The sequence below is a fragment of the Nonomuraea sp. NPDC049725 genome (genome assembly GCF_040674795.1).
Lineage (GTDB): Bacteria > Actinomycetota > Actinomycetes > Streptosporangiales > Streptosporangiaceae > Nonomuraea > Nonomuraea ceibae.
The window spans coordinates 97,485-118,959 of record NZ_JBFANJ010000021.1; the positions used below are offsets into that span (position 1 = coordinate 97,485).

General features: G+C 71.3%; 19 protein-coding genes and 3 tRNA genes. 13 read left to right on the forward strand and 9 right to left on the reverse strand.

Translation table 11 applies throughout. From position 1 onward, the window contains the following. The first annotated feature begins 820 nt into the window (after positions 1–820). Together AB0J53_RS38840 and AB0J53_RS38845 are read left to right on the forward strand one after the other, a co-directional pair. Positions 821–2,344: a gamma-glutamylcyclotransferase family protein gene (locus AB0J53_RS38840; protein WP_364181737.1), complete on the forward strand. Its 1,524-nt coding sequence runs from the start codon at positions 821–823 to the stop codon at positions 2,342–2,344. A 974-nt stretch (positions 2,345–3,318) separates the two neighbouring features. After that, entirely contained in the window at positions 3,319–3,861 is a 543-nt protein-coding gene (locus tag AB0J53_RS38845) for a tyrosine-type recombinase/integrase (RefSeq protein WP_364181740.1), read from the forward strand. A 174-nt stretch (positions 3,862–4,035) separates the two neighbouring features. On the opposite strand, the gene AB0J53_RS38850 is transcribed toward AB0J53_RS38845, so the two are convergent. Continuing rightward, positions 4,036–4,110 (reverse strand) — tRNA-Val (locus tag AB0J53_RS38850). 444 nt (positions 4,111–4,554) lie between these two features. Between AB0J53_RS38850 and AB0J53_RS38855 the strand changes: the two genes are divergently transcribed. Next, complete coding sequence (locus AB0J53_RS38855) at positions 4,555–4,971, forward strand: SsgA family sporulation/cell division regulator (protein ID WP_049570603.1); 417 nt, start codon at positions 4,555–4,557, stop codon at positions 4,969–4,971. Between the two features lies 1 nt (position 4,972). Here AB0J53_RS38855 and AB0J53_RS38860 read toward each other — a convergent pair whose 3' ends face one another. After that, on the reverse strand, positions 4,973–5,581 hold the full coding sequence (locus AB0J53_RS38860) for a DUF305 domain-containing protein (protein ID WP_364181742.1): 609 nt from the start codon (positions 5,579–5,581) through the stop codon (positions 4,973–4,975). An 82-nt stretch (positions 5,582–5,663) separates the two neighbouring features. On the opposite strand from AB0J53_RS38860, the gene AB0J53_RS38865 reads away from it, so the two are divergent. Then, the gene (locus AB0J53_RS38865; RefSeq protein WP_364181744.1) at positions 5,664–7,040 is read left to right on the forward strand and encodes a hypothetical protein; all 1,377 of its coding nucleotides are present in this window, start codon (positions 5,664–5,666) and stop codon (positions 7,038–7,040) included. Here AB0J53_RS38865 and AB0J53_RS38870 read toward each other — a convergent pair. The 4 genes from AB0J53_RS38870 to AB0J53_RS38885 are packed head-to-tail and all read right to left on the reverse strand — an operon-like array spanning position 7,034 to position 10,544. Further along, a complete protein-coding gene (locus AB0J53_RS38870) occupies positions 7,034–7,774 on the reverse strand; it encodes a hypothetical protein (RefSeq protein ID WP_364181747.1) in 741 nt (246 codons plus the stop codon). The two genes, AB0J53_RS38865 and AB0J53_RS38870, sit on opposite strands and share 7 nt — an antisense overlap. Positions 7,775–7,822: 48 nt before the next feature. Next, positions 7,823–8,653, reverse strand: a complete 831-nt coding sequence (locus tag AB0J53_RS38875) for an aminotransferase class IV (RefSeq protein ID WP_364181750.1) — start codon at positions 8,651–8,653, stop codon at positions 7,823–7,825. Further along, a complete protein-coding gene (locus tag AB0J53_RS38880) occupies positions 8,650–9,660 on the reverse strand; it encodes a chorismate-binding protein (RefSeq protein ID WP_364181753.1) in 1,011 nt (336 codons plus the stop codon). The genes AB0J53_RS38875 and AB0J53_RS38880 overlap by 4 nt, the downstream gene beginning before the upstream one ends. Continuing rightward, the gene (locus AB0J53_RS38885) at positions 9,630–10,544 is read right to left on the reverse strand and encodes a LysR family transcriptional regulator (RefSeq protein WP_364181756.1); all 915 of its coding nucleotides are present in this window, start codon (positions 10,542–10,544) and stop codon (positions 9,630–9,632) included. Before AB0J53_RS38885 ends, AB0J53_RS38880 begins: the two co-directional genes overlap by 31 nt. Positions 10,545–10,601: 57 nt before the next feature. On the opposite strand from AB0J53_RS38885, the gene AB0J53_RS38890 reads away from it, so the two are divergent. Then, the gene (locus tag AB0J53_RS38890; RefSeq protein ID WP_364181759.1) at positions 10,602–11,765 is read left to right on the forward strand and encodes an NAD(P)-binding domain-containing protein; all 1,164 of its coding nucleotides are present in this window, start codon (positions 10,602–10,604) and stop codon (positions 11,763–11,765) included. On the opposite strand, the gene hutH is transcribed toward AB0J53_RS38890, so the two are convergent. Next, positions 11,762–13,312, reverse strand: coding sequence for a histidine ammonia-lyase (gene hutH, locus AB0J53_RS38895; RefSeq protein WP_364181762.1), 1,551 nt, complete (start codon positions 13,310–13,312; stop codon positions 11,762–11,764). The genes AB0J53_RS38890 and hutH overlap by 4 nt on opposite strands. A 17-nt stretch (positions 13,313–13,329) precedes the next feature. Further along, positions 13,330–14,064 (reverse strand): winged helix-turn-helix domain-containing protein, encoded by a 735-nt coding sequence (locus AB0J53_RS38900; RefSeq protein WP_219502032.1) that lies wholly within the window; start codon positions 14,062–14,064, stop codon positions 13,330–13,332. A gap of 85 nt (positions 14,065–14,149) precedes the next feature. On the opposite strand from AB0J53_RS38900, the gene AB0J53_RS38905 reads away from it, so the two are divergent. The 8 genes from AB0J53_RS38905 (at position 14,150) to AB0J53_RS38940 (ending at position 18,846) form a co-directional block, all read left to right on the forward strand. Next, the gene (locus tag AB0J53_RS38905; RefSeq protein ID WP_364181766.1) at positions 14,150–14,884 is read left to right on the forward strand and encodes an SDR family oxidoreductase; all 735 of its coding nucleotides are present in this window, start codon (positions 14,150–14,152) and stop codon (positions 14,882–14,884) included. A 36-nt stretch (positions 14,885–14,920) separates the two neighbouring features. After that, positions 14,921–15,394: a hypothetical protein gene (locus AB0J53_RS38910; protein ID WP_357587552.1), complete on the forward strand. Its 474-nt coding sequence runs from the start codon at positions 14,921–14,923 to the stop codon at positions 15,392–15,394. A gap of 34 nt (positions 15,395–15,428) precedes the next feature. Further along, a tRNA-Gly gene (locus AB0J53_RS38915) sits at positions 15,429–15,503 on the forward strand. Position 15,504: 1 nt separating this feature from the next. Continuing rightward, a tRNA-Val gene (locus AB0J53_RS38920) sits at positions 15,505–15,576 on the forward strand. 54 nt (positions 15,577–15,630) lie between these two features. Then, a complete protein-coding gene (locus tag AB0J53_RS38925; RefSeq protein ID WP_364181770.1) occupies positions 15,631–16,395 on the forward strand; it encodes a helix-turn-helix domain-containing protein in 765 nt (254 codons plus the stop codon). Then, positions 16,392–17,012: an epimerase gene (locus AB0J53_RS38930; protein WP_364181773.1), complete on the forward strand. Its 621-nt coding sequence runs from the start codon at positions 16,392–16,394 to the stop codon at positions 17,010–17,012. Before AB0J53_RS38925 ends, AB0J53_RS38930 begins: the two co-directional genes overlap by 4 nt. A gap of 75 nt (positions 17,013–17,087) precedes the next feature. Continuing rightward, on the forward strand, positions 17,088–18,191 hold the full coding sequence (locus AB0J53_RS38935; protein ID WP_219502268.1) for an LLM class flavin-dependent oxidoreductase: 1,104 nt from the start codon (positions 17,088–17,090) through the stop codon (positions 18,189–18,191). 13 nt (positions 18,192–18,204) lie between these two features. Next, positions 18,205–18,846, forward strand: a complete 642-nt coding sequence (locus tag AB0J53_RS38940) for an FMN reductase (RefSeq protein ID WP_357587556.1) — start codon at positions 18,205–18,207, stop codon at positions 18,844–18,846. A 69-nt stretch (positions 18,847–18,915) separates the two neighbouring features. On the opposite strand, the gene AB0J53_RS38945 is transcribed toward AB0J53_RS38940, so the two are convergent. Beyond that, a complete protein-coding gene (locus AB0J53_RS38945; protein ID WP_364181777.1) occupies positions 18,916–21,210 on the reverse strand; it encodes a DUF4132 domain-containing protein in 2,295 nt (764 codons plus the stop codon). Positions 21,211–21,475 lie beyond the last annotated feature (265 nt).

The following is a 21,475-nucleotide window of genomic DNA, read 5'->3' on the forward strand; positions in this document are numbered from 1 at the left end:
CTCTCACTCAAACCACGCCCGTTGTTCCCGGCTTGGATCCCATGGCATAAGTACTGTCCAGCGCTTCACTTGCATCGCTGTGCCGGCGACCTCGGCTTGAAATGCCGAAAAGGAGTCCAACACCTGCGTTTTTGACCTGCTTCTAGCGCCTTGAAGAATTTCTTGATCTGGTAGACGTCCCAGCCATCCGGCGTCCAGATTCTCACATCCATGCCGCCATCGCCCCGGGGACGGGGTGATGTGCTGAGCACCGTCGGGGAATTCGCTGAACAGCAGGAGGGCAGCGAGATCTTCGACATCTTGACCGCTGAGTGTTGCCCAGGGGACGCGCATCACAGACGGCACGCTACAAGAACCCGTCAATCTTGAACAGCAGACAGTAACAGCTCGGTCACCGAGACCGGCGGTTCGGCCTTGACGCCGATGCAACCAGTACGACGCAGAACCTCTCTGCCTGCCCGTCACCTCTCGCCTCACTCACCAGGTGACGCCGGCCGCACGCCTGCCCGCTCGGGCCAGGATTGCGATCGAGCGAAGAGAGCTGCTCTGCCAAGGCTTGGCTTGGCCGGAGGACGGCAGCATGCGGTAAGCCCGGACAAGTCGTGCTGATGAGCTGTGCACCGACGGGCACAGCGCATCACCCGGGGCATCCCGGATGTCACTCACTTTGTCACTCAGCCGCGGGCCCTGCCGTCCATTTAGCACCTGAAAGATTTTCACGTTGATCCAAAGCTACTACGGTCTGCACAATTAGGCGGATTCGGCCAGTTGGACACCGGCGGAGGGTGACACCACGTTGGCCGCTGCCTACAATCCTCCCATGCGATTTCTAGCCTGGCGGAAACGGCACCCTGTCATCAAGACATCGTTTGCCTTGACCGTGAGCCGCTGGAAGCTGCACAGAATTGTTTTTCTCTATGCGGCAGTGACTATAGGCATCGGCGCCGCGACTGGACTGGCTCTTCATTTTGCCCGCGCCGAGGATCGCAGCATTTCATACTCGCTCCGCGAGGGTTTCGGAGCAATATTGAATCCAGGCGATATCCTAAAGGCCGAGGACAGCCTGCTTTTTGCTGTCATTGGATTGCTCACCTCCATGCTTGGGGTCATTTTTCCAGTACTGCTTTTAGGGGCCTTCGTTTTCAAGCTTTTCCACCAGGACCCTATTGTATGGAGAGAGGCGCTATCGATAGAGGATCACCTTGACGGATTTCCTGTACTCATCGCTCGATTCTATAATGGAACGACATCTCCATTAGTCAACATCACCATCCAGGTCTTTGCTCGAATCCAATCTACTGGCACCCCCCGCTTCATCACAAATTTTCCACAGAAGGTAGCCCAAGGCGAAAGAGGCGCCTTGAAGGAATCAGCGTACTGGGCATACGGACGGAGCGGCGTGCCCTTCAGCGTATTCACTCCACTTAGCACCGAGCTTTCAGCTCGGCAGACAGCAGAGGGGGACTACATCCTTCTGGCCGGCCAATCTCATATAATCGAGAAAAACCGCGTGACGCTTCTTGTTGTAATCACGGGAACCTCTCTCGGGAACGGCTTCCCTTTCTACAGCTCCAAGGAGTACGAGCTGACAGAATCGCTCTTGTTGGGACATTTTCAGGAGATAGAAGTCAAACACAAAGACAAGCCGCGAGCCTGGACAGGTTGGGAGAATTTCGAGTTGAATAGCGAAGTCTTTATTTTTGGGTACGCCTCATTGAGCAGCCCGGCCTCTGTGGAAGCAACCCTTGGGCATTCCGTAGACGGCACCAAGTTCTGTTACGCCAAGCTGCAAGGGTGGGCCCGGAGCTGGTGCGTAGGCTCTGACAAGAGCTCCCATCCTGAGCGGACCTATTTTCGGTCCGACGGCATGGAGTACACGGGAGTGACTGTCGTACTGGGAATCGAACCTCGCATGTACGACGAATGCGACGGGACAGTGTTTCCTGTCTTGCGAGACGACCTCTCGCTTCTCGACATGAGAGAGAGGAACTACGAGAGGATCGACGTCTCGGAGGACGTCACATGGGCAGGCAAACCGAAGAACTGCAGGGTGTACACCTATGCGCCACTGAAAGCAGCCACCGCAAGAATCACCGAAGCCATCAAGTCCGGCCGAGAGGTGAACATCCGCCAAGGATACGTGCGGTTAGTTCGAGAGGCATTTGCCAAATACGACCAGGGCGGCAAACCCAGAGAATGGGAAACGCTACCTTACAAGCTTGAGGAGATGCGAATTCATATAGACCCCAGCGCAGCTCCCCAGCAGGTCATAATCGGGTCTTCCTCCTACCTGCAAAGTCCTCCAGATGACAGAAACCTGGAGGAAGACTCTCCTTCCGGATAAAGACGTACGGAAATGTTCAATCGGCGCGATGGGCCTGGACCCAGTAGTGGCCAAGTGAGCGAAGTCGAAGAGTGAATCAGGTCTTCACAGAGCATGTTCGACCTCGGCCTGTCCGTCTGCCGTCGTCCCACCTTGGTGTAGCGGGCCAGCCGCGGGACTGCCAGGCCGCGCGCCCGGTGCCACAGCCGTGAAGAAGCGCAGGCGGCCCCGCGGCTGGTCTACTAGGGCTTGTCCCTGGGACGGCGGCAGGCGGGCAAGCTTCCACCGCAATCACTCCACCGCCGCACGCCGCGATCTTGGGCTGGCCGGAGCCGGAGTACCCCCGTCTGAGGTATGCTGTTACGTCTGTCCCGTGACTGGCTCCGCTTGCGCTTAGGGAGCTCCACCCCGTAAAGGGGCACCGCGCCTCCGTTGCGGCCCTGTCCTCGTTCGCGCCGACCGACCGGCGGTTCTGCGCGTCGGCCACAGAGCCTGAGCGGCAGTGGCTGGCCCGCGTCGCGTCGGCGGCGCGTGCGGCCCGGTCAGGGCCGCTTCAAGTATGGGAAGAAAGTTCGCACACGGGGATTCATCGGCTGAGGCCGAGGCTTATCGTCTCTACGACTGACCAGCGGTACGTACGGCCTTCACGGCGCAGCCGGACAAGCTCCATCTTGGAGGCTCCGACTTCGACTGCGGGTAGCTCTCGCAATGGCGCACGGCTTCGATAAGTGGTCCGGCTGCCACCTGCCCGCTCGGGCTCTGGTCTGTGCGCTGCGAGCAGCGTGGCTGCGATGTCGAGACGTAGCAACGATCGACTCCAGCACGATTCGGATGCTGTCGAAGAGGTGCGAGCCTGGCTGCAGACCTCAAAAGAGATGCAGGAGGACACTCCAGGAGGAGTGTCGCACTTCGCAGACAGATCACAGGCTCGCCGGATGGCGTCATTCCCCTGCATGCGAACCTCCGCGTGCGTATCTCCGGCCATCGATGGCGAGGTGCTCACGCAGGCAGAGGCCGTGCTCACGGCCGCCGAGCACGCCAAGCCCTGGCTCTCGGCGTACGTCACGCTGTCTCTTCTCACCGGCGCTCGCACCGAGGAGCTGCGTGAGCTCGCCTGGTCTCATGTGGTCGCCTACGACGAAGCCCGCCGGGTGTGGCAGCCGGTCATCCAGGCCGGTTGGGAAGACGAGGAGTTCGCCATGTACGTCTGGCGATCGGTACGAGCCACCGGGGACACCAAGGCAACCAAGTCGCGCCGCACGCTCCAGCTGCCCCATCGATGCGTCCGCGCCCTGGTCGCGCTCTGGGAGCACCTGGCCGACCGCGACCTGGCCCCGAGCGAGCGCGACCAGGCACGCCTGGTGTTCGCCACCCGGAACGGCACCACGATGAGCGCGGGCAACGTTCGTCGCGAGTTCCGGCGGGCGATCAGGCGGGCCGGTCTGGTCGATGCGGACTGGACGCCTCGGGAGATGCGGCACAGCTTCGTCTCACTGTTGTCAGCGGACGGAGTCCCGTCGAGAACATCGCCCGGCTGATCGGGCACGCCGGCGGATCGGCGGTCACAGAGAAGGTCTATCGGCACCAGATCAGGCCCGTCATCCAGGACGGCGCGACGGTCATGGATCGGATCTTCCCTGGCGACGACCATGAGGGACAGTCACTCGGAAGATCAAAAAGGCCGGTTCCAAGACTGGAACCGGCCTCTGAGCTGGTGGGCGATACTGGGATCGAACCAGTGACCTCTTCGGTGTGAACGAAGCGCTCTCCCGCTGAGCTAATCGCCCGCCCTGTGCGGCTCCTCGCGGTGCCGACGGGGAAAACCATACCGCACTCCCGACCCCCTGGCGAAACGGTTGCCCGGCGGGGGCGGGAGGCGGCCGGGCGGGATTCGGGTGAAAGGCGGCGGTTGCCCATCAGCGGGAGGGCCGGGTGGCATACCATCGTCGTGTCGCGGGTAGACGCGGACCGTGATCCATCTCAGGAACGTTCTTGGTGCGCTCGCCGGGACTGGCCCCACAACACGCAAAACCCTCGCAAATACGACCCGATTGATGCCGTTTAGCCAGGTAGATGCCCAAATGTCCAGCTGTGAGTTGCGTTACAGAAGGGCCTTGGAGCGGAATCTTTCCTACAGGTTTCTTCGTTCCGCGTCATAGCTCCGGACGAAGTCCGCCCAGAGCAGTGCAAGCCCCGTAGAGGGGACCTACGACGAAAAGGTTTGGCTGACGATGAACAGCACCACCGTCTCCGCCGAGCTTGGCCTTCGGCTTGTGGTCCCCGACCGTAGTACCGTCCCCCTGCTCGCCGGGCTGAGCTACACAGCCGACGACCCGTACGCCATCCGCATGGCTTTCCACGTAGGGAACGACGAACCGGTCGAGTGGATCTTCGCCCGTGAGCTGCTCACGGTGGGCATCGTGCGCCGGGTCGGCGACGGTGACGTGCAGGTGTGGCCGGCGCGCAACGACGGCGAGCGGACCCTGCACATCAGCCTGACCTCGCCGTTCGGGCAGGCGCTCTTCGAGGTGCCGCTGGCCCCGCTGACCGAGTTCCTGCACCGCACGTACGAGAAGGTGCCGGCCGGCCGCGAGACCGACTACATGGACCTGGACGCCGAGCTGACCAACATGCTCTGGCCGTCCTGAGTCAGGCGGGCAGCTTCTCCAGGGTCTTGCGCATCCGGGCGATCTCGATGCGCTGGCCCGCGTAGACGTCCCTGGCCATCATGCGCATGCGCTGATCCTTGCCCTCGGCCAGCTCCTCCCCCGCCATCTTCACCGCGCCCTCGTGGTGCCGGATCATGAGCTGCAGGAACATCCGGTCGAACGCGCCGCCGCGGGCGGCGCGCAGCGCCTGGAGCTGTTCCTCGGTGGCCATGCCGTAGCCGTCGCCGCCGCGGTGGGCGTGCCCGCGGGGGGCGGGGCGGCCGACGAGCGTGAGCCAGTTCGTCATGAGGTCGATCTCGGGCTGCTGGGTGAGCGCGATCTGGTCGGCGAACCTGCGGACCTCCTCGCTGCGGCCGCGGTTGGCGACCAGGCTCGTCATCTCCAGGGCCTGGCGGTGGTGCGGGATCATGCCTTCGGCGAAGCGCACGTCGGCGGCTGCGGGGGTGGCCGCGCCCTGCCCGACGCGTTCGCCGGGGGTGGCCGTGCGGCCCGGCGCGCCGGGCTTTTCGGGCACGATGACGGGCGCTCCGGTGCCGACCGCCGACGGCCCGCTCGGCGCCTGTGAGCAGGCAGCCAGGGCGTTCAGCATCAGAACTGTGACCAATAGTGCGCGCATTCCGGACCTCGCTGGCATAGCTTCCATACTGAGCTATGAAACGAGGGGGACAGGCGTGATCTTGGCCAGGCTACGGGGGGCCGTGCTGTGCGCGGCCGTTCTGCTCGTATCCGCATGCGCGGCGGGCCCGGAGCGACCACCGCAGGCCGATCCGCCGGGCACCACGGCCGGGACGCCGGCGGGCCAGGCGCTCAAGCCGGGCGAGATCCGGATGAGCGACAACGTCAAGCACGTGGCGAACGTCCCGCGCGCCGCCCCGCTCAACGGCCCGATGGACTGGAACACCGACCTGGCCTTCCAGGGCGACTACGCGTACATGGGCAACTTCGGCGGCTTCACGGTCTTCGACATCAGCGACCCGGCCAACCCCAAGACGGTGAGCCAGGTGGCCTGCCCGGCCCAGCAGAACGACGTGTCGGTCTACCGCGACCTGCTGATCCTGTCGGTGGACGAGCCGCGCAGCGGCGAGGGCTGCGACTCGACCGACGGCGAGCGCGCCTGGGAAGGGCTGCGCATCTTCGACATCAGCGACAAGTCCAGCCCGCGGTTCGTGTCGGCCGTGGCGACCGACTGCGGCTCGCACACGCACACGATGGTGCCCAAGGACGACACGCTGTTCGTGTACGTGTCGTCGCCGGGGCCGGAGCCGGAGTCGACGACCTGCCCTCCGCCGCACGAACTGATCCAGATCGTCGAGATCCCGATGGCCAACCCCGCCGCCGCCCGCGTCGCGGCCTCGCCCGACCTGCCCATCCAGGGGCACGAGGAGGCCACCGGCTGCCACGACATCACCGCCTACCCGGAGAAGAACCTGGCCGCGGCCGCCTGCTTCGGCGACGGCTTCCTGCTGGACATCGCCGACCCGCTCAACCCCAAGCTGCTGCAGCAGGTCAGCGACCGGGAGAACTTCCAGATCTGGCACTCGGCGACGTTCAACAACGACGCGACCAAGGTGCTGTTCACCGACGAGCTCGGCGGCGGCTCGGCGGCCACCTGCGACCGCAACACGCCCGCCACCAAGGGCGCCGACGCGGTCTACGACCTGGTCAACGGCCAGTTGCAGAAGCGCGGCTACTTCAAGATCCCGCGTGAGCAGCAGGAGGACGAGAACTGCGTCGCCCACAACGGCTCCCTGCTGCCCGTGCCGGGCAAGGACATCATGGTCCAGGCCTGGTACCAGGGCGGGGTGTCGTTCGTCGACTTCACCGACTCCGACAACCCCAAGGAGATCGGCTTCTTCGAGCGCGGCCCGTTCGACGGTGACGACGGCGGCATCGCGGGCTCGTGGTCGGCCTATTACTACAACGGGTACGTGTACTCGGCGGACATCCGGGAGGGCCTGGACGTGCTGCGGATCGACGACCCGCTGACCGACCCGGCCGCGAAGGTGGAGATGGCCGACTTCAACGTGCAGACGCAGAAGAGCTACTGAGCCGCCCGCCAGCCGCTGTAGGCGGTGGTCCAGGACGAGGTGAGCACCGCGCCCTGGACCGGCGCCCGCCATTCGACGGCGAACCGTGACGGCAGGCCGTGCGCGCCGAGCGTGAGCGTCCAGACGAGGGTGCTGCGCGCCAGCTCGTCCCTGCTCCAGCCGCCGGCGATGTCGCGCAGCAGCTCCTGGACGTCCTGCGGGGCGTCCGTGGCGGGCACCTCACCGCGGTGGACGTCTCCCGTACGGTTCACGCCGGTGGTGGCGGCGGCCAGCGCGGCGGCGGTGCCGGTGGAGGCCAGGACGGCGATCACCCGGGCGTGGTCGGCCACCCCCTCGGGGACCCTGCCGGGGCGGCCGTCGCGGACGGTGACCTCGACGGGCCTGTTCTCGGAGGCGGGCGAGGTGACGGTCATGGCGAGCTCGGCGCCGCCCCGGCGGTGGGCGATGCGGCCCCGGGCGTCGGCGTAGAAGTCGCTCTGCGACAGCCCGCCCTCGTAGGTGAAGTCGGCCGCCGGGGTGCGCGCCAGCGCCTGCCGTAAGGAGGCGGCGAGCGACGGCCCGGCCGGCGGTGAGGCGGCGGGCAGCGGGCGGACGGCCGCGGTGGTGGCGGCGGGGTCGCCGCCCTGCCACCAGGCCAGGCCGGCGGCCACGACGGCGGCCGCGGCCGCGACGGACACCACGCCCGCCAGCGCCCTGTTCCGCCGTCGTGCCGGTGTCGCGCCCTGCCCCGCCATCACGTCTCCGCTCGCCTCGTCATGATCACGCCCGCCGGACCCGGCGGGTCAGGGGTTGAGGTCGGCGGCGGAGCGCTCGGCGAAGACGCGCATGGCCTTGGCCGTGATCGGCCCCGGCGCGGCCGGCAGCTCGGTCTCGTCGACGAGGCTGATCGGCTGCACGTCGCGCGTGGTCGAGGTGAGGAACGCCTCCTCGGCCCCGTAGAGGGCGCTCAGCGGCACGTCGACCTCCTCGGCGCCGAACCACTCCAGGACCAGGGCGCGGGTGACGCCGGCCAGGCAGCCGGACTCGCGCGTCGGCGTGAGCAGCTGCCCGTCGCGGACGATGAAGACGTTGGACCCGGTGCCCTCGCACAGGTTGCCGGCCAGGTTGCCGAAAACGGCCTCGCCGCCGCCGCGCGCCTTGGCGTAGGCCAGGGCCTTGGCGTTGTCGCCGTAGGAGGTGCTCTTGACGCCGGACAGCGCGCCGCGCTCGTTGCGCGGCCAGGGCACGACGGTGACCTTGGCCGTGGCGGGGAACGGCTTCTGCTCGTCGACGATGACGACGCAGGTGGTGCCCTGGTCGCCGCGGTCGGAGCCGAGCGGGCCCGGGCCGCTGGTGTAGGTGATGCGGATGCGGCCGAGCGCCCAGGCGGGGGCGGCCTCCAGGCATCGGGCGACGCCGTCGGCGATCGCGTCGAGGTCGGGCTCCGGCAGGTCCATGCGGCGGGCCGACAGCGCGAGCCGGTCGAGGTGGCGGGTGAGCGCGAAGACCTCGCCGCGGACGATCTTCACGGTCTCGAAGACGCCGTCGCCGACCATGAGCCCGTGGTCGAACACCGAGACGGTGGCCTGCGCGGGGTCGATCAGCTCTCCGTTGACCCAGACCGGGATGTTCATCGATTTCCTCCTGAGGATGCCAGTGCCATGAGCCTGGACGCCTTGAGCTCGGTTTCGAGCCACTCTCGCCGGGGGTCGCTGCTCCAGGTGATGCCCGCTCCGGTGCCGAAGCGGATCTCGCCGCCGCTCATCCAGAACGTCCTGATGCCGACGGCCAGCGCCGCCGTGCCCCGGTCGGCGTCGACCCAGCCCACTGCCCCACAGTAGGGCCCGCGCGGCTCGGGTTCGAGCGCATTGATGATGCGCAGGGCCGACGACTTGGGCGCGCCGGTGACCGAGCCGGGCGGGAACGTGGCGGCGAACAGCTCGGGCCAGCCCGCTCCCGGCGCGAGCCTGGCGCGCACGGTGGAGACGAGGTGGACGAGCCCGGGGTGCTCCTCGACGGCGCACAGCCGGGGCACCTCGACGGTGCCGACGGCCGCGACCCGGCCGAGGTCGTTGCGGACCAGGTCGACGATCATCACGTTCTCGGCGTGGTCCTTCTCCAGCAGGTCGCCGGCGGTGACGCCGGTGCCCTTGATGGGGCCGGACTCGACGACGTCGCCGTCGCGCGACAGGTAGAGCTCGGGCGAGGCGGACACGACGGCGAGGCCGGGCACCTGGACGACGCCCGCGTAGGGGGCGGGGTTGCCCTCGGCGAGGCGGGCGGCGAGGGCGAGCGGGTCGGCCCCGTCGGGGAGCGGCGCGGTCAGCACCCGGCACAGGTTGGCCTGGTAGACCTCGCCGCGCTCGATGTGGTCGCGGATGATGCGGACGCCCCGCTCGTAGGCGTCCTGGTCGAGGGAGCCGCGCCAGTCGCCGGGGCGCGGGCCCTGCCAGGGGGCGCGCGGGCGGGGCAGCGGGGCCTGGCGCACCTGGTCGAAGCGGGCGCAGGTGACCTTGCCCTCGAAGCCGACCACGACGGCCCACCAGCCTTCGGAGTCGAGCGCGGCCAGGTCGGTGGTCACGTCACGCAGCCCGGTGGCGAGCCGGCCGTTCAGGTGGGCGAAGCCGTACACGCTTCCCATTCTTTCAGCATTCGGACAAACTCCAGCGCCGCGGGCAGTGGCGCTTCGGGCAGGGCAGCGTACACCTTCCGTACGGGCAGCTCGTCCCGCAGGGGGCGCAGCACGAGCCCGGCGGGGACGGCGCGGGCGGCGAGCTCGGGGACGAGGGTGACGCCGAGCCCGGCGGCGACGCAGCCGAACTTGCCCGACCACTCGGCCACCCGCAGCCCGCCGCGCGGGGTGAACCCGGCGGCGGCGCAGGCGGCGGCGAGCAGCGTCGGCTGGCCGCGCGGCGCCGCCTCGATCCACCGTTCGCCGGCCAGCTCGCGCAGGTCGACGGCGTCCTCGCCGGCCAGCCGGTGCCCGTGCGGCAGGCAGACCAGCAGCCGGTCGTCGCGCAGGTGGACGACGCGGCCGCCACCGCCGGGCAGCCCGGCCGGGTAGTCGCTGATCACGGCCAGGTCCAGCGCACCGGCCTGGAGCCGTTCGGTGAGGCGGGGGCTGAGCGCTTCGACGAGCCGCAGCTCCACGCCGGGCCGCCGGTCGGCGAAGCGGCTGAGCGTCGCGGGCACCAGCTCGGCGTTGGCCGTGGCGAACGCGCCCACGCGCAGCGTGCCGCCGCTGCCGCCGTGGATGGCGGCCAGCTCCTCGCCGGCCCGGTCGAGCCGGTCGAGCACCGCGGTGGCGTGCCGGTGCAGCGCGGCCCCGGCGGGGGTGAGCCGCACGCCCCTGGGCAGCCGCTCGAACAGCGGGCCGCCGGCGGCGCGTTCCAGGGCGGCGACGCGCCGGGAGACGGCCGACTGGGTCTGGCCGAGCAGCTCGGCGGCGGCCGTGAACGAGCCGCCCCTGGCCACCTCGTCGAACAGGCGCAGGGCCGCGGTGTCGAAGGCATTCACGTCATGCATGGCTGGCATGCAATCTAGTCGGTGGTGGAATACCGTGCGAATCCCTTCAATGGTGACGTGATTGCATTTCTTGGACAGGGACGCATGGGCGTCCCCATGGCCCGGCGGCTCACGGAGGCCGGGCACGAGGTGACGACGTGGCGGCGCGGGACCGGGATCTCGCCCGCCGAGGCGGTGGCCGGGGCGGACCTGGTCATCACGATGCTGCGCGACGGCGACGCGGTGCGCGAGGTGCTGACGGCGGCGCTGCCGGGGCTGCGGCCCGGCGTGACCGTGGTGGAGATGTCGACGATCGGCCCGGACGCGGTGCGCGAGCTGCGGGCGCTGCTGCCGCCCGAGGCGGGCCTGGTGGACGCGCCGGTGCTGGGCAGCGTCGCCCCGGCGGCCGAGGGCAAGCTGACCGTGCTGGCCGGGGGCGACGTGGCGGCCGTGCGCGAGGTGCTGGCGGTGTTCGGCACCGTGCGGGAGCTCGGGCCGCTGGGCGCGGGCGCGGCGCTGAAGCTCGCCGTCATGAGCGCGCTCGTGCCCGCCCAGGTGCTGCTCGCCGAGACGTTCGCGTACGGCGAGGCGCACGGCGTGGACCGGGACGCGCTCGCCGCCGTGCTGGCGGGCACCCCGCTCGGCGCGCTGGCCGGGCGGCTGGCCGCGCCCGCGCGGGAGACCCGTTACGCGCTCGGGCTGGCGGCCAAGGACCTGGACCTGGCCGCGTGGGACGGCGCCTCGCTGGCCGCCGCCGCGCTGCGCCGCCTGCGCGAGGCCGAGGCGGCGGGCCTGGGCGAGCGCGACCTGACCGCGATCGCCGGGCACGTCGGGCGGCCCGCCGCGCCGGGCCGGGCGGTGCCGCTGAACCCGGCGGCGGTGCCGGCCACGAACGGCATGTACTCGCACGCGGTCCGCGTGGGCGACATGCTGTACGTCTCGGGCCAGGCGGCCTTCGACGCGAACGGCGACGTGGTCGGCGAGGGCTCGATGGCGGCCCAGGCCGAGTGCGTCTTCGAGAACCTGTCGCGCATCCTGGCCGACCAGGGCGCCACGTTCGCCGATCTCGCCTTCATCCGCACGTACCTGACGAACATGGACGACAGGGTCGAGTACGGGCGCGTACGGAGGAAGTACATCACCGGGACGCCGCCGGCGAGCACGACCGTGGAGGTGTCCCGGCTGTTCATGCCCGGCCTGCTGCTGGAGGTGGACGCGATCGTGGCGCTGCCCCGGCGTTAGGCCAGCGGGCCGGTCACCGACTCGACGGCCTCGACCACGCCGCCGTCGGCGACGAGCCGCGCGGCGGCCTCGATCTCCGGCGCGAGGAAGCGGTCGGGGCCGGGACCCGGCACGGTCTCGCGCAGCGCCTTGACCACGGCGGCCGTGGCGGGGGCGGGCTCGAGCGGGCGGCGCAGGTCGAGCGCGCGGGCGGCGGTGAGCACCTCGACGGCCAGCACCCGGGTCAGCCCGTCGACGGAGCGGCGCAGCTTGCGGGCGGCCGACCAGCCCATCGAGACGTGGTCCTCCTGCATGGCCGAGCTCGGGATGGAGTCGACGCTGGCGGGCACGGCCAGGCGCTTGAGCTCCGACACGATCGCGGCCTGCGTGTACTGGGCGATCATGTGGCCGGAGTCGACGCCGGGGTCGTCGGCCAGGAACGCGGGCAGCCCGTGGTTGCGCGCCACGTCGAGGAAGCGGTCGGTGCGCCGCTCGGACATCGAGGCCAGGTCGGCGGCCACGATCGCCAGGAAGTCGAGCACGTACGCGACGGGCGCGCCGTGGAAGTTGCCGTTGGACTCGACGCGGCCGTCGGCGAGCACCGCCGGGTTGTCGACGGCGCTGGCCAGCTCCCAGCCGGCGACGGCGGCGGCGTGCGCGATCGTGTCGCGGGCGGCGCCGGCGACCTGGGGGGCGCAGCGCAGCGAGTAGGCGTCCTGGACGCGGGTGCAGTTCTCCGGGTCGCGGTGGCTGGCCATGATGCCGGAGCCGGCCAGGATCTTCACCATGTTGGCGGCGGCGAGCGCCTGGCCGGGCTGCGGACGCAGCGCCTGCAGCTCGGGGGCGAACACGCGGTCGGTGCCGAGCAGCGCCTCGACGCTCATCGCGGCGCTCACGTCGGCGGTGCGCACGAGCCGGGTGAGGTCGTCGATGGCCAGCACGAGCATGCCGAGCATGCCGTCGGTGCCGTTGATGAGCGCCAGGCCCTCCTTGGCGGCCAGCTCGACGGGCTCGATCCCGGCCTGCTTGAGCGCCTCGCCCGCCGCCGTGACGTCGCCGGACGGGTCGCGGACGACGCCCTCGCCCATGAGCGTGAGCGCGACGTGCGCCAGCGGGGCCAGGTCGCCGGAGCAGCCGAGGCTGCCGTACTCGTGGACGATCGGCGTGATGCCGGAGCTGATGAGGGCGGCCAGGGCCTTGGCCGTGGTCGGCCGCACGCCGGTGTGGCCGGTGGCGAGCGTGTGCAGGCGCAGCAGCATGAGCGCGCGCACCACCTCGGCCTCCACCTCGGGCCCGTTGCCGGCGGCGTGGGAGCGCACCAGGGAGCGCTGGAGCTGGGCGCGCAGCGAGGGGTCGATGTGGCGGGTGGCCAGCGCGCCGAATCCGGTGGACACCCCGTACGCGGGGACCGGGCTCTCGGCCAGCTCGTCCACCCGCTGCCTGGAGGCCGCGACGGCGGCCATGGCGTCGTCGGTGAGGCGTACGGCGGCGCCGTGGCGGGCCACCCGGATGACGTCGTCGAAGGTGAGGGGTTCGGGACCGACGTTCACGACTCCGTTGTCGCGCATGATGTGATTTCTCCCGCTTAGGTAACCGGCGATTGCCAGGTTAGCTCCTTACTCCAGGGCGCTGTCACGTGGCTCGGGAAGAGCGCCGCCAGCTCACTCCTGCCCTCGTCGGTGAGGGTCAGCGCGCGCGGCGCCGCGCCCTGCCGGAACCAGCCGCGTTCCAGCAGCACCGCCGTGACCGCCGCGCCGAGCGCGCCGCCGAGATGGGGCCGCCGCTCGGTCCAGTCGAGGCATTCCGGGGCGAAGCGCCGCCTGGTCGCGCGCGCCCCGGCCACGTGCACGCCGATCCCGGCCAGCAGCCGCTCCCCCTCGGCGGTGACCTCCTCCCCCGCCAGGCAGCCGCTGCCGCGCAACGCCTCCAGCAGCGCCACCCCCGCCTTCCCCGCCAGGTGGTCGTAACACGTACGCGCCTCCTCCAGCAGGCGGGCCTGCCGCGACTGGCGCAGGGATCGCACCGGCGGGCGGGCGCTGACGCGGGCCAGCACCTCCAGGACCTCGGCCACCTCCGGCCCGGACAGGCGGTAGTAGCGGTGCCGTCCCTGCCGGACCACGGTCACGAAGCCGCCGTCGAGCAGCCGCGCCAGGTGCGCGCTCGCGGTGGCGGCGCTCACCCCGGCCAGCCGGGCCAGCTCGCCCGCCGCCAGCGCGCGCCCGCCCAGCAGCGCCGTCAGGATGGCCGCCCGGGTCGGGTCGGCGATCAGCGCCGCCACGGGGGCGATGTCGGCGTCACGAACGGTGTGGTCAGCAGCCATACCGTGACGTTAACCCACCCATCCTTCGCCGCCGGACGAAGCAATAGGCTCGCGACCGTGACAACTGAGGCAAAGGACCGCGCAGGTGACAACTGAGGCAAAGGTCGCGCTCGTCACGGGCGCGTCGCGGGGGCTCGGCGCGGTCATCGCGCGCAGGCTGGCGGGCGACGGCTGGACCGTCGCGGTGAACTACCGCTCCGACCACGACGGAGCCGAGCGGGTGGCGGACGGGATCCGGGCCGCGGGCGGCCGGGCGGAGACGTTCGCCGCCGACGTGACCGACGAGGAGTCGACCCGCGCGCTGGCCGAGGCCGTCGCCGGGCGGCTCGGACCGGTCGGCGCGCTCGTGCTCAACGCCACCGGGCCGCAGCCCGAGGTGCCGATCGAGGACCTGACCTGGCAGGACCACCTCGACCAGCTCACGTTCTTCGTCAAGAGCCCCACCCTGCTCGTACGGGCCTTCCTGCCCGGGTGGAAGGAGCGCGGCGGCGGCCGGGTGATCCAGATCGGCTCCGACGTGGTCGACCGCGCGCTGCCCCGCATGTCCGCCTACATCGCGGCCAAGGCGGCGCAGCAGGCGCTCACCCGTTCCTGGGCCCGTGAGCTCGGCCCGCACGGCGTCACCGTCAACCTCGTCGCCCCCGGCTGGATCCCGGTCGAGCGCCACGCGGGCCTGGAGGTGGACGAGTACCTGGCCGAGGTGCCGCTGGGCCGTATGGGCACCCCCGGCGACATCGCCGGAGCGGTCTGCTTCCTCGCCTCGGACGCGGCCGCGTTCATCACGGGCGAGCGCGTCACCGTCAACGGCGGGCACACTTAGACCCCCGGTTGAACGTCCGGCCGCCAGGATCGGGCCATGACCGATTCCGCGACGAACCCCGCGATCGCCGTGGCCGAGGCCGCCGACCGCTGCCTGGCCCTGGCCGCCACCTGGCTCGCCTGGGACGGCAGGCCGATCGTCACCGAGGGCCTGTGGACCCCCGCCAAGGCCGCCCGCCGCATCCAGGACCACCTCGTCGACCACCTGGCCGAGGTGGAGGCACTGCTGGCGGGCGAGCCGCCGCTCGACACCCCCTGGCACGGGCGGACCGTGACGCTCGACTCCGACTGGGCCCGCTTCACCGAGCTCGACCTGGACGAGGCGCGCGCCCGCTGGCCCCGCCTGGCCCAGGCGTACGTGCACCGCTACGCCACCGCCCCCGACGCCTGGGACACCCCGCGCGACCCGAACTGGACGCTGCGTGAGATCGCCGCCCACGTCGCCGGGATCACCTGGTACGCCGAGCAGGTCGGAGCGCTCCGGTTTGGGGAGTCGGCGAGTTTTCGCTAGAGTTCTCTCGTCGCCCGGCACCGGCCGGGCGGGCGCGGAAGTGGCTCAGTGGTAGAGCATCACCTTGCCAAGGTGAGGGTCGCGGGTTCGAATCCCGTCTTCCGCTCCAAGGACGATTAGCTCAGCGGGAGAGCGCTTCCCTGACACGGAAGAGGTCACTGGTTCAATCCCAGTATCGTCCACACGGTCAACTTTTCAAATGGCGCACCGGCCCGCCACGGCGGATGCTGGGGTGCATGAGCGGCGATGAACCCAGCGACCTGATCCGCAGCGTGTCACGCGCACTGCGCGTGCTGGAGGAGGTCGCCCAGTCCGACCGGCCGCTGACGGTCAAGGTGATCGCCCGCCGGTGCGGACTCAACCTCTCCACCTCCTACCATCTGGTCCGCACGCTCTGCTACGAGGGCTACCTGCTCCGGCTGCCCAGCGGCGACTACCTGCCCGGCCCGCAGGTGGCCGAGCGCTTCCACGAGATGCTCGGCGCGCTGGGCCGCCCGCCCAACGCCCGCGCCGTGCTCGGACACCTGGCCGCCAGCACCGGCCACACCGCCTACCTGGCACGGCTGACCGAGGGACGGCTGGTGGTCGCCGAGGTGGCCGAGGGCCTCTACTCGCCGTGGCTGGAGGACCTCCAGGCCGGGCTGGAGGCCGCCCCGCACGCGACCGCGCTCGGCAAGGCGCTGCTGGTCGCGCTGCCGCCCGCCGAGCGGCGCGCGATCCTGGAGGAGTCGGGGCTGCGCCGCTTCACCTCCCGCACGCCCGCCACCGCCGACGACGTGGAGAAGGAGTTGTACGGGCTGCGTCCCGGGCAGGTGGTGGAGGAACACGGCCAGTACCGGGAAGAGGTGGCGTGCGCGGCCATCACCGTGCCCGTGCCGACCGGCGGCGACGGTGACTGCCTGTGGACCCTCGGGATCTCCACGCTCGGCCTGGAGATCCCGCCGTGGGCGCCGTCCGTGCTGCGGGAGGCCGCCAGGGACCTGGGAGGCAAGGATCCGTGAAGGTGATCGTCGTGGGGGCGGCGGGCGTGATCGGGCGAGGCGTGCTGCGGGTGTGCCTGGACGACGACCGCGTCGGGGCGGTCCTCGCCGTCGGCCCCGTCCCCACCGGGGAGCGGCACCCCAAGCTGCGCGAGCTCGTCCGCCCTGACCTGTCCGACCTCGCGCCCGTACGGGACGCGCTGGCGGGCCACGACGCCTGCTTCTGCTGCCCGGAAGGCTCCCCGGCGGACGTCGCCCTGGCCGCCGGGACGGCGCTGGCCGAGGTCGCCCCGGGGTCGGCGTTCCTGTACGTGTCGGGCGCGGAGGACGGGGATCCGACCGAGGAGGCGCTGCTGGCACTGCCGCTGCGGGCCTACATCTTCCGGCCGGGGTATGGGCCCGGGTACGTGCCGCGCGGGGTGCCCGGGCATGGACAGTCCATGCACGGCGGCGTCGCGCGCACCCGCCTGCACCGGCCGGCCTACGTGGCCGCGGCGCCGTTCCGCCTGCTGCTGCGCCTCCTGCGCCCGGCGGCGGCGGTCACCACGGCCGAGCGGCTCGGGCGGGCTATGATCGCCGTTGCCGAACGGGGGGCTCCGCGGCGGATCCTCACGGCGGCCGACATCGACGCCTGGTGAACCGCTGGAATAAACAGGCAGCCTCGATTGCTGAGCTGGCTGTTGAAACTTCAACAGTATGGGCTGGTGACCAATATGCAGTTCGGGATCTTCAGTGTCGGCGACGTGACCACCGACCCGACGACGGGCCGCACCCCGACCGAGGCGGAGCGGATCCAGGCGATGGTGACGATCGCGCTCAAGGCCGAGGAGGTCGGGCTCGACGTGTTCGCCACCGGCGAGCACCACAACCCGCCGTTCGTGCCGTCCTCCCCCACGACCATGCTCGGCTACATCGCCGCCAGGACCGAGCGGCTGCAGTTGTCCACCGCCACCACGCTGATCACGACCAACGACCCGGTCAAGATCGCCGAGGACTACGCGATGCTGCAGCACCTGTCCGGAGGCCGGGTCGACCTCATGATGGGCCGCGGCAACACCGGGCCCGTCTACCCGTGGTTCGGCCAGGACATCCGCCAGGGCATCCCGCTCGCCATCGAGAACTACGCGCTGCTCCACCGGCTGTGGCGCGAGGACGTCGTGGACTGGGAGGGCCGCTTCCGCACCCCGCTGCAGGGCTTCACGTCCACGCCCCGGCCGCTCGACGGCGTGCCGCCGTTCGTGTGGCACGGCTCGATCCGCAGCCCGGAGATCGCCGAGCAGGCCGCCTACTACGGTGACGGGTTCTTCGCCAACAACATCTTCTGGCCGAAGGAGCACTTCGTCCGGCTCATCACCCTCTACCGGCAGCGCTACGCCCACTACGGGCACGGCACCCCGGAACAGGCCATCGTCGGGCTCGGCGGCCAGGTGTTCATGCGCAAGAACTCGCAGGACGCCGTGCGCGAGTTCCGGCCGTACTTCGACAACGCCCCCGTGTACGGTCACGGGCCGTCGCTGGAGGAGTTCACCGCCGAGACGCCGCTGACCGTGGGCAGCCCGCAGCAGGTCATCGACCGGACCCTGGAGTTCCGCGAGCACTTCGGCGACTACCAGCGGCAGCTGTTCCTCATGGACCACGCGGGGCTGCCGCTCAAGACGGTCCTGGAGCAGCTCGACCTGCTCGGCGAGGAGGTCGTGCCGGTGCTGCGCGCCGAGTTCGCCAAGGGCCGCCCGGCCGAGGTGCCGGACGCGCCCACCCACGCCTCCCTGCTGGCGGCCCGCACCGGACAGCCCTCCCAGCCCGCCCCCCGTTCGTAAAGGAGAAACCCCGATGAAGCTCGTCGTCGTCACGGCGGGACTGACCCAGCCGTCCTCCACCCGCCTGCTGGCCGACCGCCTCGCCGAGGCGGCCGGGCGGCGGCTCGGCGGCGCCACGCCGCGCGTCGTCGAGCTGCGGGAGCTGGCGGTGGACATCGCCAACAACTTCGTCACCGGCTTCGCCGGGGCCCGGCTGCGCTCGGCGCTGGACGCCGTGGCCGAGGCCGACGGGGTCATCGCGGTCACGCCGGTGTTCAGCGCGTCCTACAGCGGGCTGTTCAAGTCGTTCTTCGACCTGCTGGACCAGGACGCGCTGGCGGGCACCCCGGTGCTCATCGCCGCCACCGGCGGCACCGCGCGGCACTCGCTGGCGCTGGAGCACGCGCTCCGGCCGCTGTTCGCCTACCTGCGCGCCGTGGTCGTGCCCACGGCGGTGTACGCGGCGTCGGAGGACTGGGGCGGCACCGGCGACGCCTACACCGGCGGCCTGCCGGACCGCATCACCCGCGCGTCGGGCGAGCTGGCCGACCTCATGCTCCGCCTGGCCCCCGCGCGGGAGCCGAAGGCCGGGCAGACCGAGGACGTGAGCGGGCCGCCGGAGATCGAGGAGGTCGTCCCGTTCGAGCAGCAGCTCGCGGCGGTCCGCCAGGGATGAGCCCGTAGATCGCCCGACATTTCCGGATATCGGGTCCGGATATCGGGTCCGGACGCGTGGGGCGGGGCTTCAGGGGCGGATCTGCCGCAGGATCGACTCGTCGGTGATCGCGCTGTCGCGGGCGAGCAGGAACGCCTTGCTGAGGATCTCCGTCAGCCGGCCGTCCTCCTCGAACGGCAGGAACTGCCTGCCCGTGGCCCGGCGGGCGACCACGCACAGGTAGACGTCGCCCGGCTCCATGAAGACGGCGCCGCTGCTCAGATGGATGCGGTAGGTGCGCAGGTCGCCGCGGACGATCAGCTGCCGGTCGGCCAGCTCGCAGCGGCCGGCGATCGCGGTGCGCGGCAGGATGCGGGCGAGCGCGTCGCGGCGCACCTCCGCCGACGGGGGCAGCTCGGCGTCCGGCAGCGTGCGCCAGTAGGCGCGGTGCCGCTCGCCGCCCCGGCCCGACCAGCCCGGATCGGCGCCGATCGAGGTGATCGCGACGAACAGGTCCACGTCACGCATGGCCTCGCTGAACACCAGCGGCGGCACCTCGGCCAGGGGCGCCTCCGCCCACCGGCGGCCCGCGCGCCGTTCGAAGCGGACCGCGCCGGTCGAGGCCACCAGCTCGCCGCCCTCGCGCCCGGCCGACACGTAGCGGAAGCGCGCCCGCCAGGCGCCCTCGGCCAGCTCCTTGCGGGCGTCGGCCTCGTCGTGGTGGTGCAGCCACTCGGCCTGCCAGCCGCGCTCCTTGACCAGGGCGTAGAGGCGGTCGTGGACGACGAGGTGGGCGGCGAACCGCTCGGAGCGGGGCGAGGTCTCCAGCTCGGCCGGGGTGAGGAGGTAGACCTCGCGGAACGCCTGCTTGAACGGCTGGCGCAGCTGCCGCGCCGTCACCGTCTCGCGCCATTCGCGGACCTCGTCCAGGGAGGCGCGGGCCGGATGCCACAGCCGGACGCGGTCCCCCACCGGCTCGGACTCTCCGGGCAGGAAGGGCTCGCCGTCGCCGCTCTGCCAGATCAGGGCGCGGGTGACGGCTCCGGTGATCGGGTGGTCGCGGTAGTGGCGGGCCCACTCCTCGTACGGCCACGAACGGTCGACGGTGAACAGGGACTCCAGGCGGGCCCGCTCGGCCGACAGGGTGCGGCGGACCTCCTTGGCCACGGCCTTGATCTCGGCCGCGAGCTCGGGGCCGCCGCCGAGGTCACCGGGCAGGCTCCGGCGGACCGTGCCGTCGTCGGAGCGGGCGGAGACGCGTACGGTCCGGGCGTCCTCGACCGCGAGCGTGACCGACCACGGGGCGCACCGCCACGAGCGGGTGCCGTCGGCGGCCAGCCCGTGCGCGGGGACGGCGCGCTCGACGAGCTGGGCGGCGGTGATGCCGTCGCGGGCCGCCGCCGTGGTGAGGGCCGCGTCGATCTGCTTGTGCAGCGCCCGGCTCCTGACCGTCCGCTGGAGGCGGCGCAGCGCCTCGACCGCGCCGTCGCACTCGGCCATCGCGTGGACGGCCGCGCCGGCCAGCTTGAGATCCATCACCACCTGCCGCCCGCCGCCCGCCGCCGCCTCCGCCAGCCGGGCCAGCGCCGCCACGGCCCCGTCGACGCCGGTGAGCGCCGCCGCCCAGGCGAAACCCCGGGCCATGTCACTGTTGACCTCGACCCGCAGCAGCCGGACGTGCCCGGCGGGCAGCGGGCCGTCGAACGCGCGCACCGCCGCCGCCACCAGCTCCGCCGCGCCGTCGGCCGCCAGCAGGTCCACGGCGCGGGCACGCCACGCCTTCGTCGGCCGCGGGCTGCCCGCCTCCGCCAGATGCTCCACCAGCTCCACCAGGTGCGGGGCCGGCGAACCGCCCAGGTGGGCGCGGACCAGGGCGCCCCAGCCGTCGAGGCCCAGCGGCAGGGGCGGCGCCTCCGGGTTGACCGGAGCCAGCGCCCGCTGCACCAGCCGGCTCTCCTGCCCGCCCAGGTAGAAGCGTCCCGTCTCGTCGATCAGCCGCTCGGCCACCGCCCACAGCCCCGCCCGCCGCTCCGGAGGGAACGCGGCGGCGCGCTCGCCCAGCAGCGGGATCCACCCCAGGTCGTGCCAGCCGTTGCCGCCCCTGCCGATCGCCTCGCACAGCTCCGTCAGCTCCTCGACGCTCCACCCGTCGGACCGGGTGAACGCCAGCGTGAACTCCTCGCTGTGGTCGTCGGCCGTTAACCGGGCGAGGGCGAGCGCCGCCCGGCGGCACGTCTCGTGGTCCGCCTCGCGCAGCTCCGCCGCCACCGCGCGGCGCACCGGCCTCACCCGGTCGCGCAGCTTCTCCCGTACGTCGTGCGCGGTCAGCGGGAGCGCGGCCATCTCCCGGTCGTGGGCGGCCAGCTCGTCGAGCGAGGGAATCATGCGGCCGATCCTGCCGTACCGCACCGACAATCCGCCCCTCCCAGGCGAACCTCCCCGCCGGGCCCGGCCCCGTACGGAAAGGCCGCCCCTGGTGACCGCCTGCGGGCCCTCCCGGTGGGGTGGCGGCCCCTGGAGAGCGGACGGGGGTGGGGCCGCCCCCGCCCGGCGCCGGTCCGCACGGGGTTGGCCCCCGCCTGGGTCGGCCACGGCCCCGGGATGGCCGCCCGCCCGGGAATGGTCCCCGCCCGGGGATCGCCCGATGGGG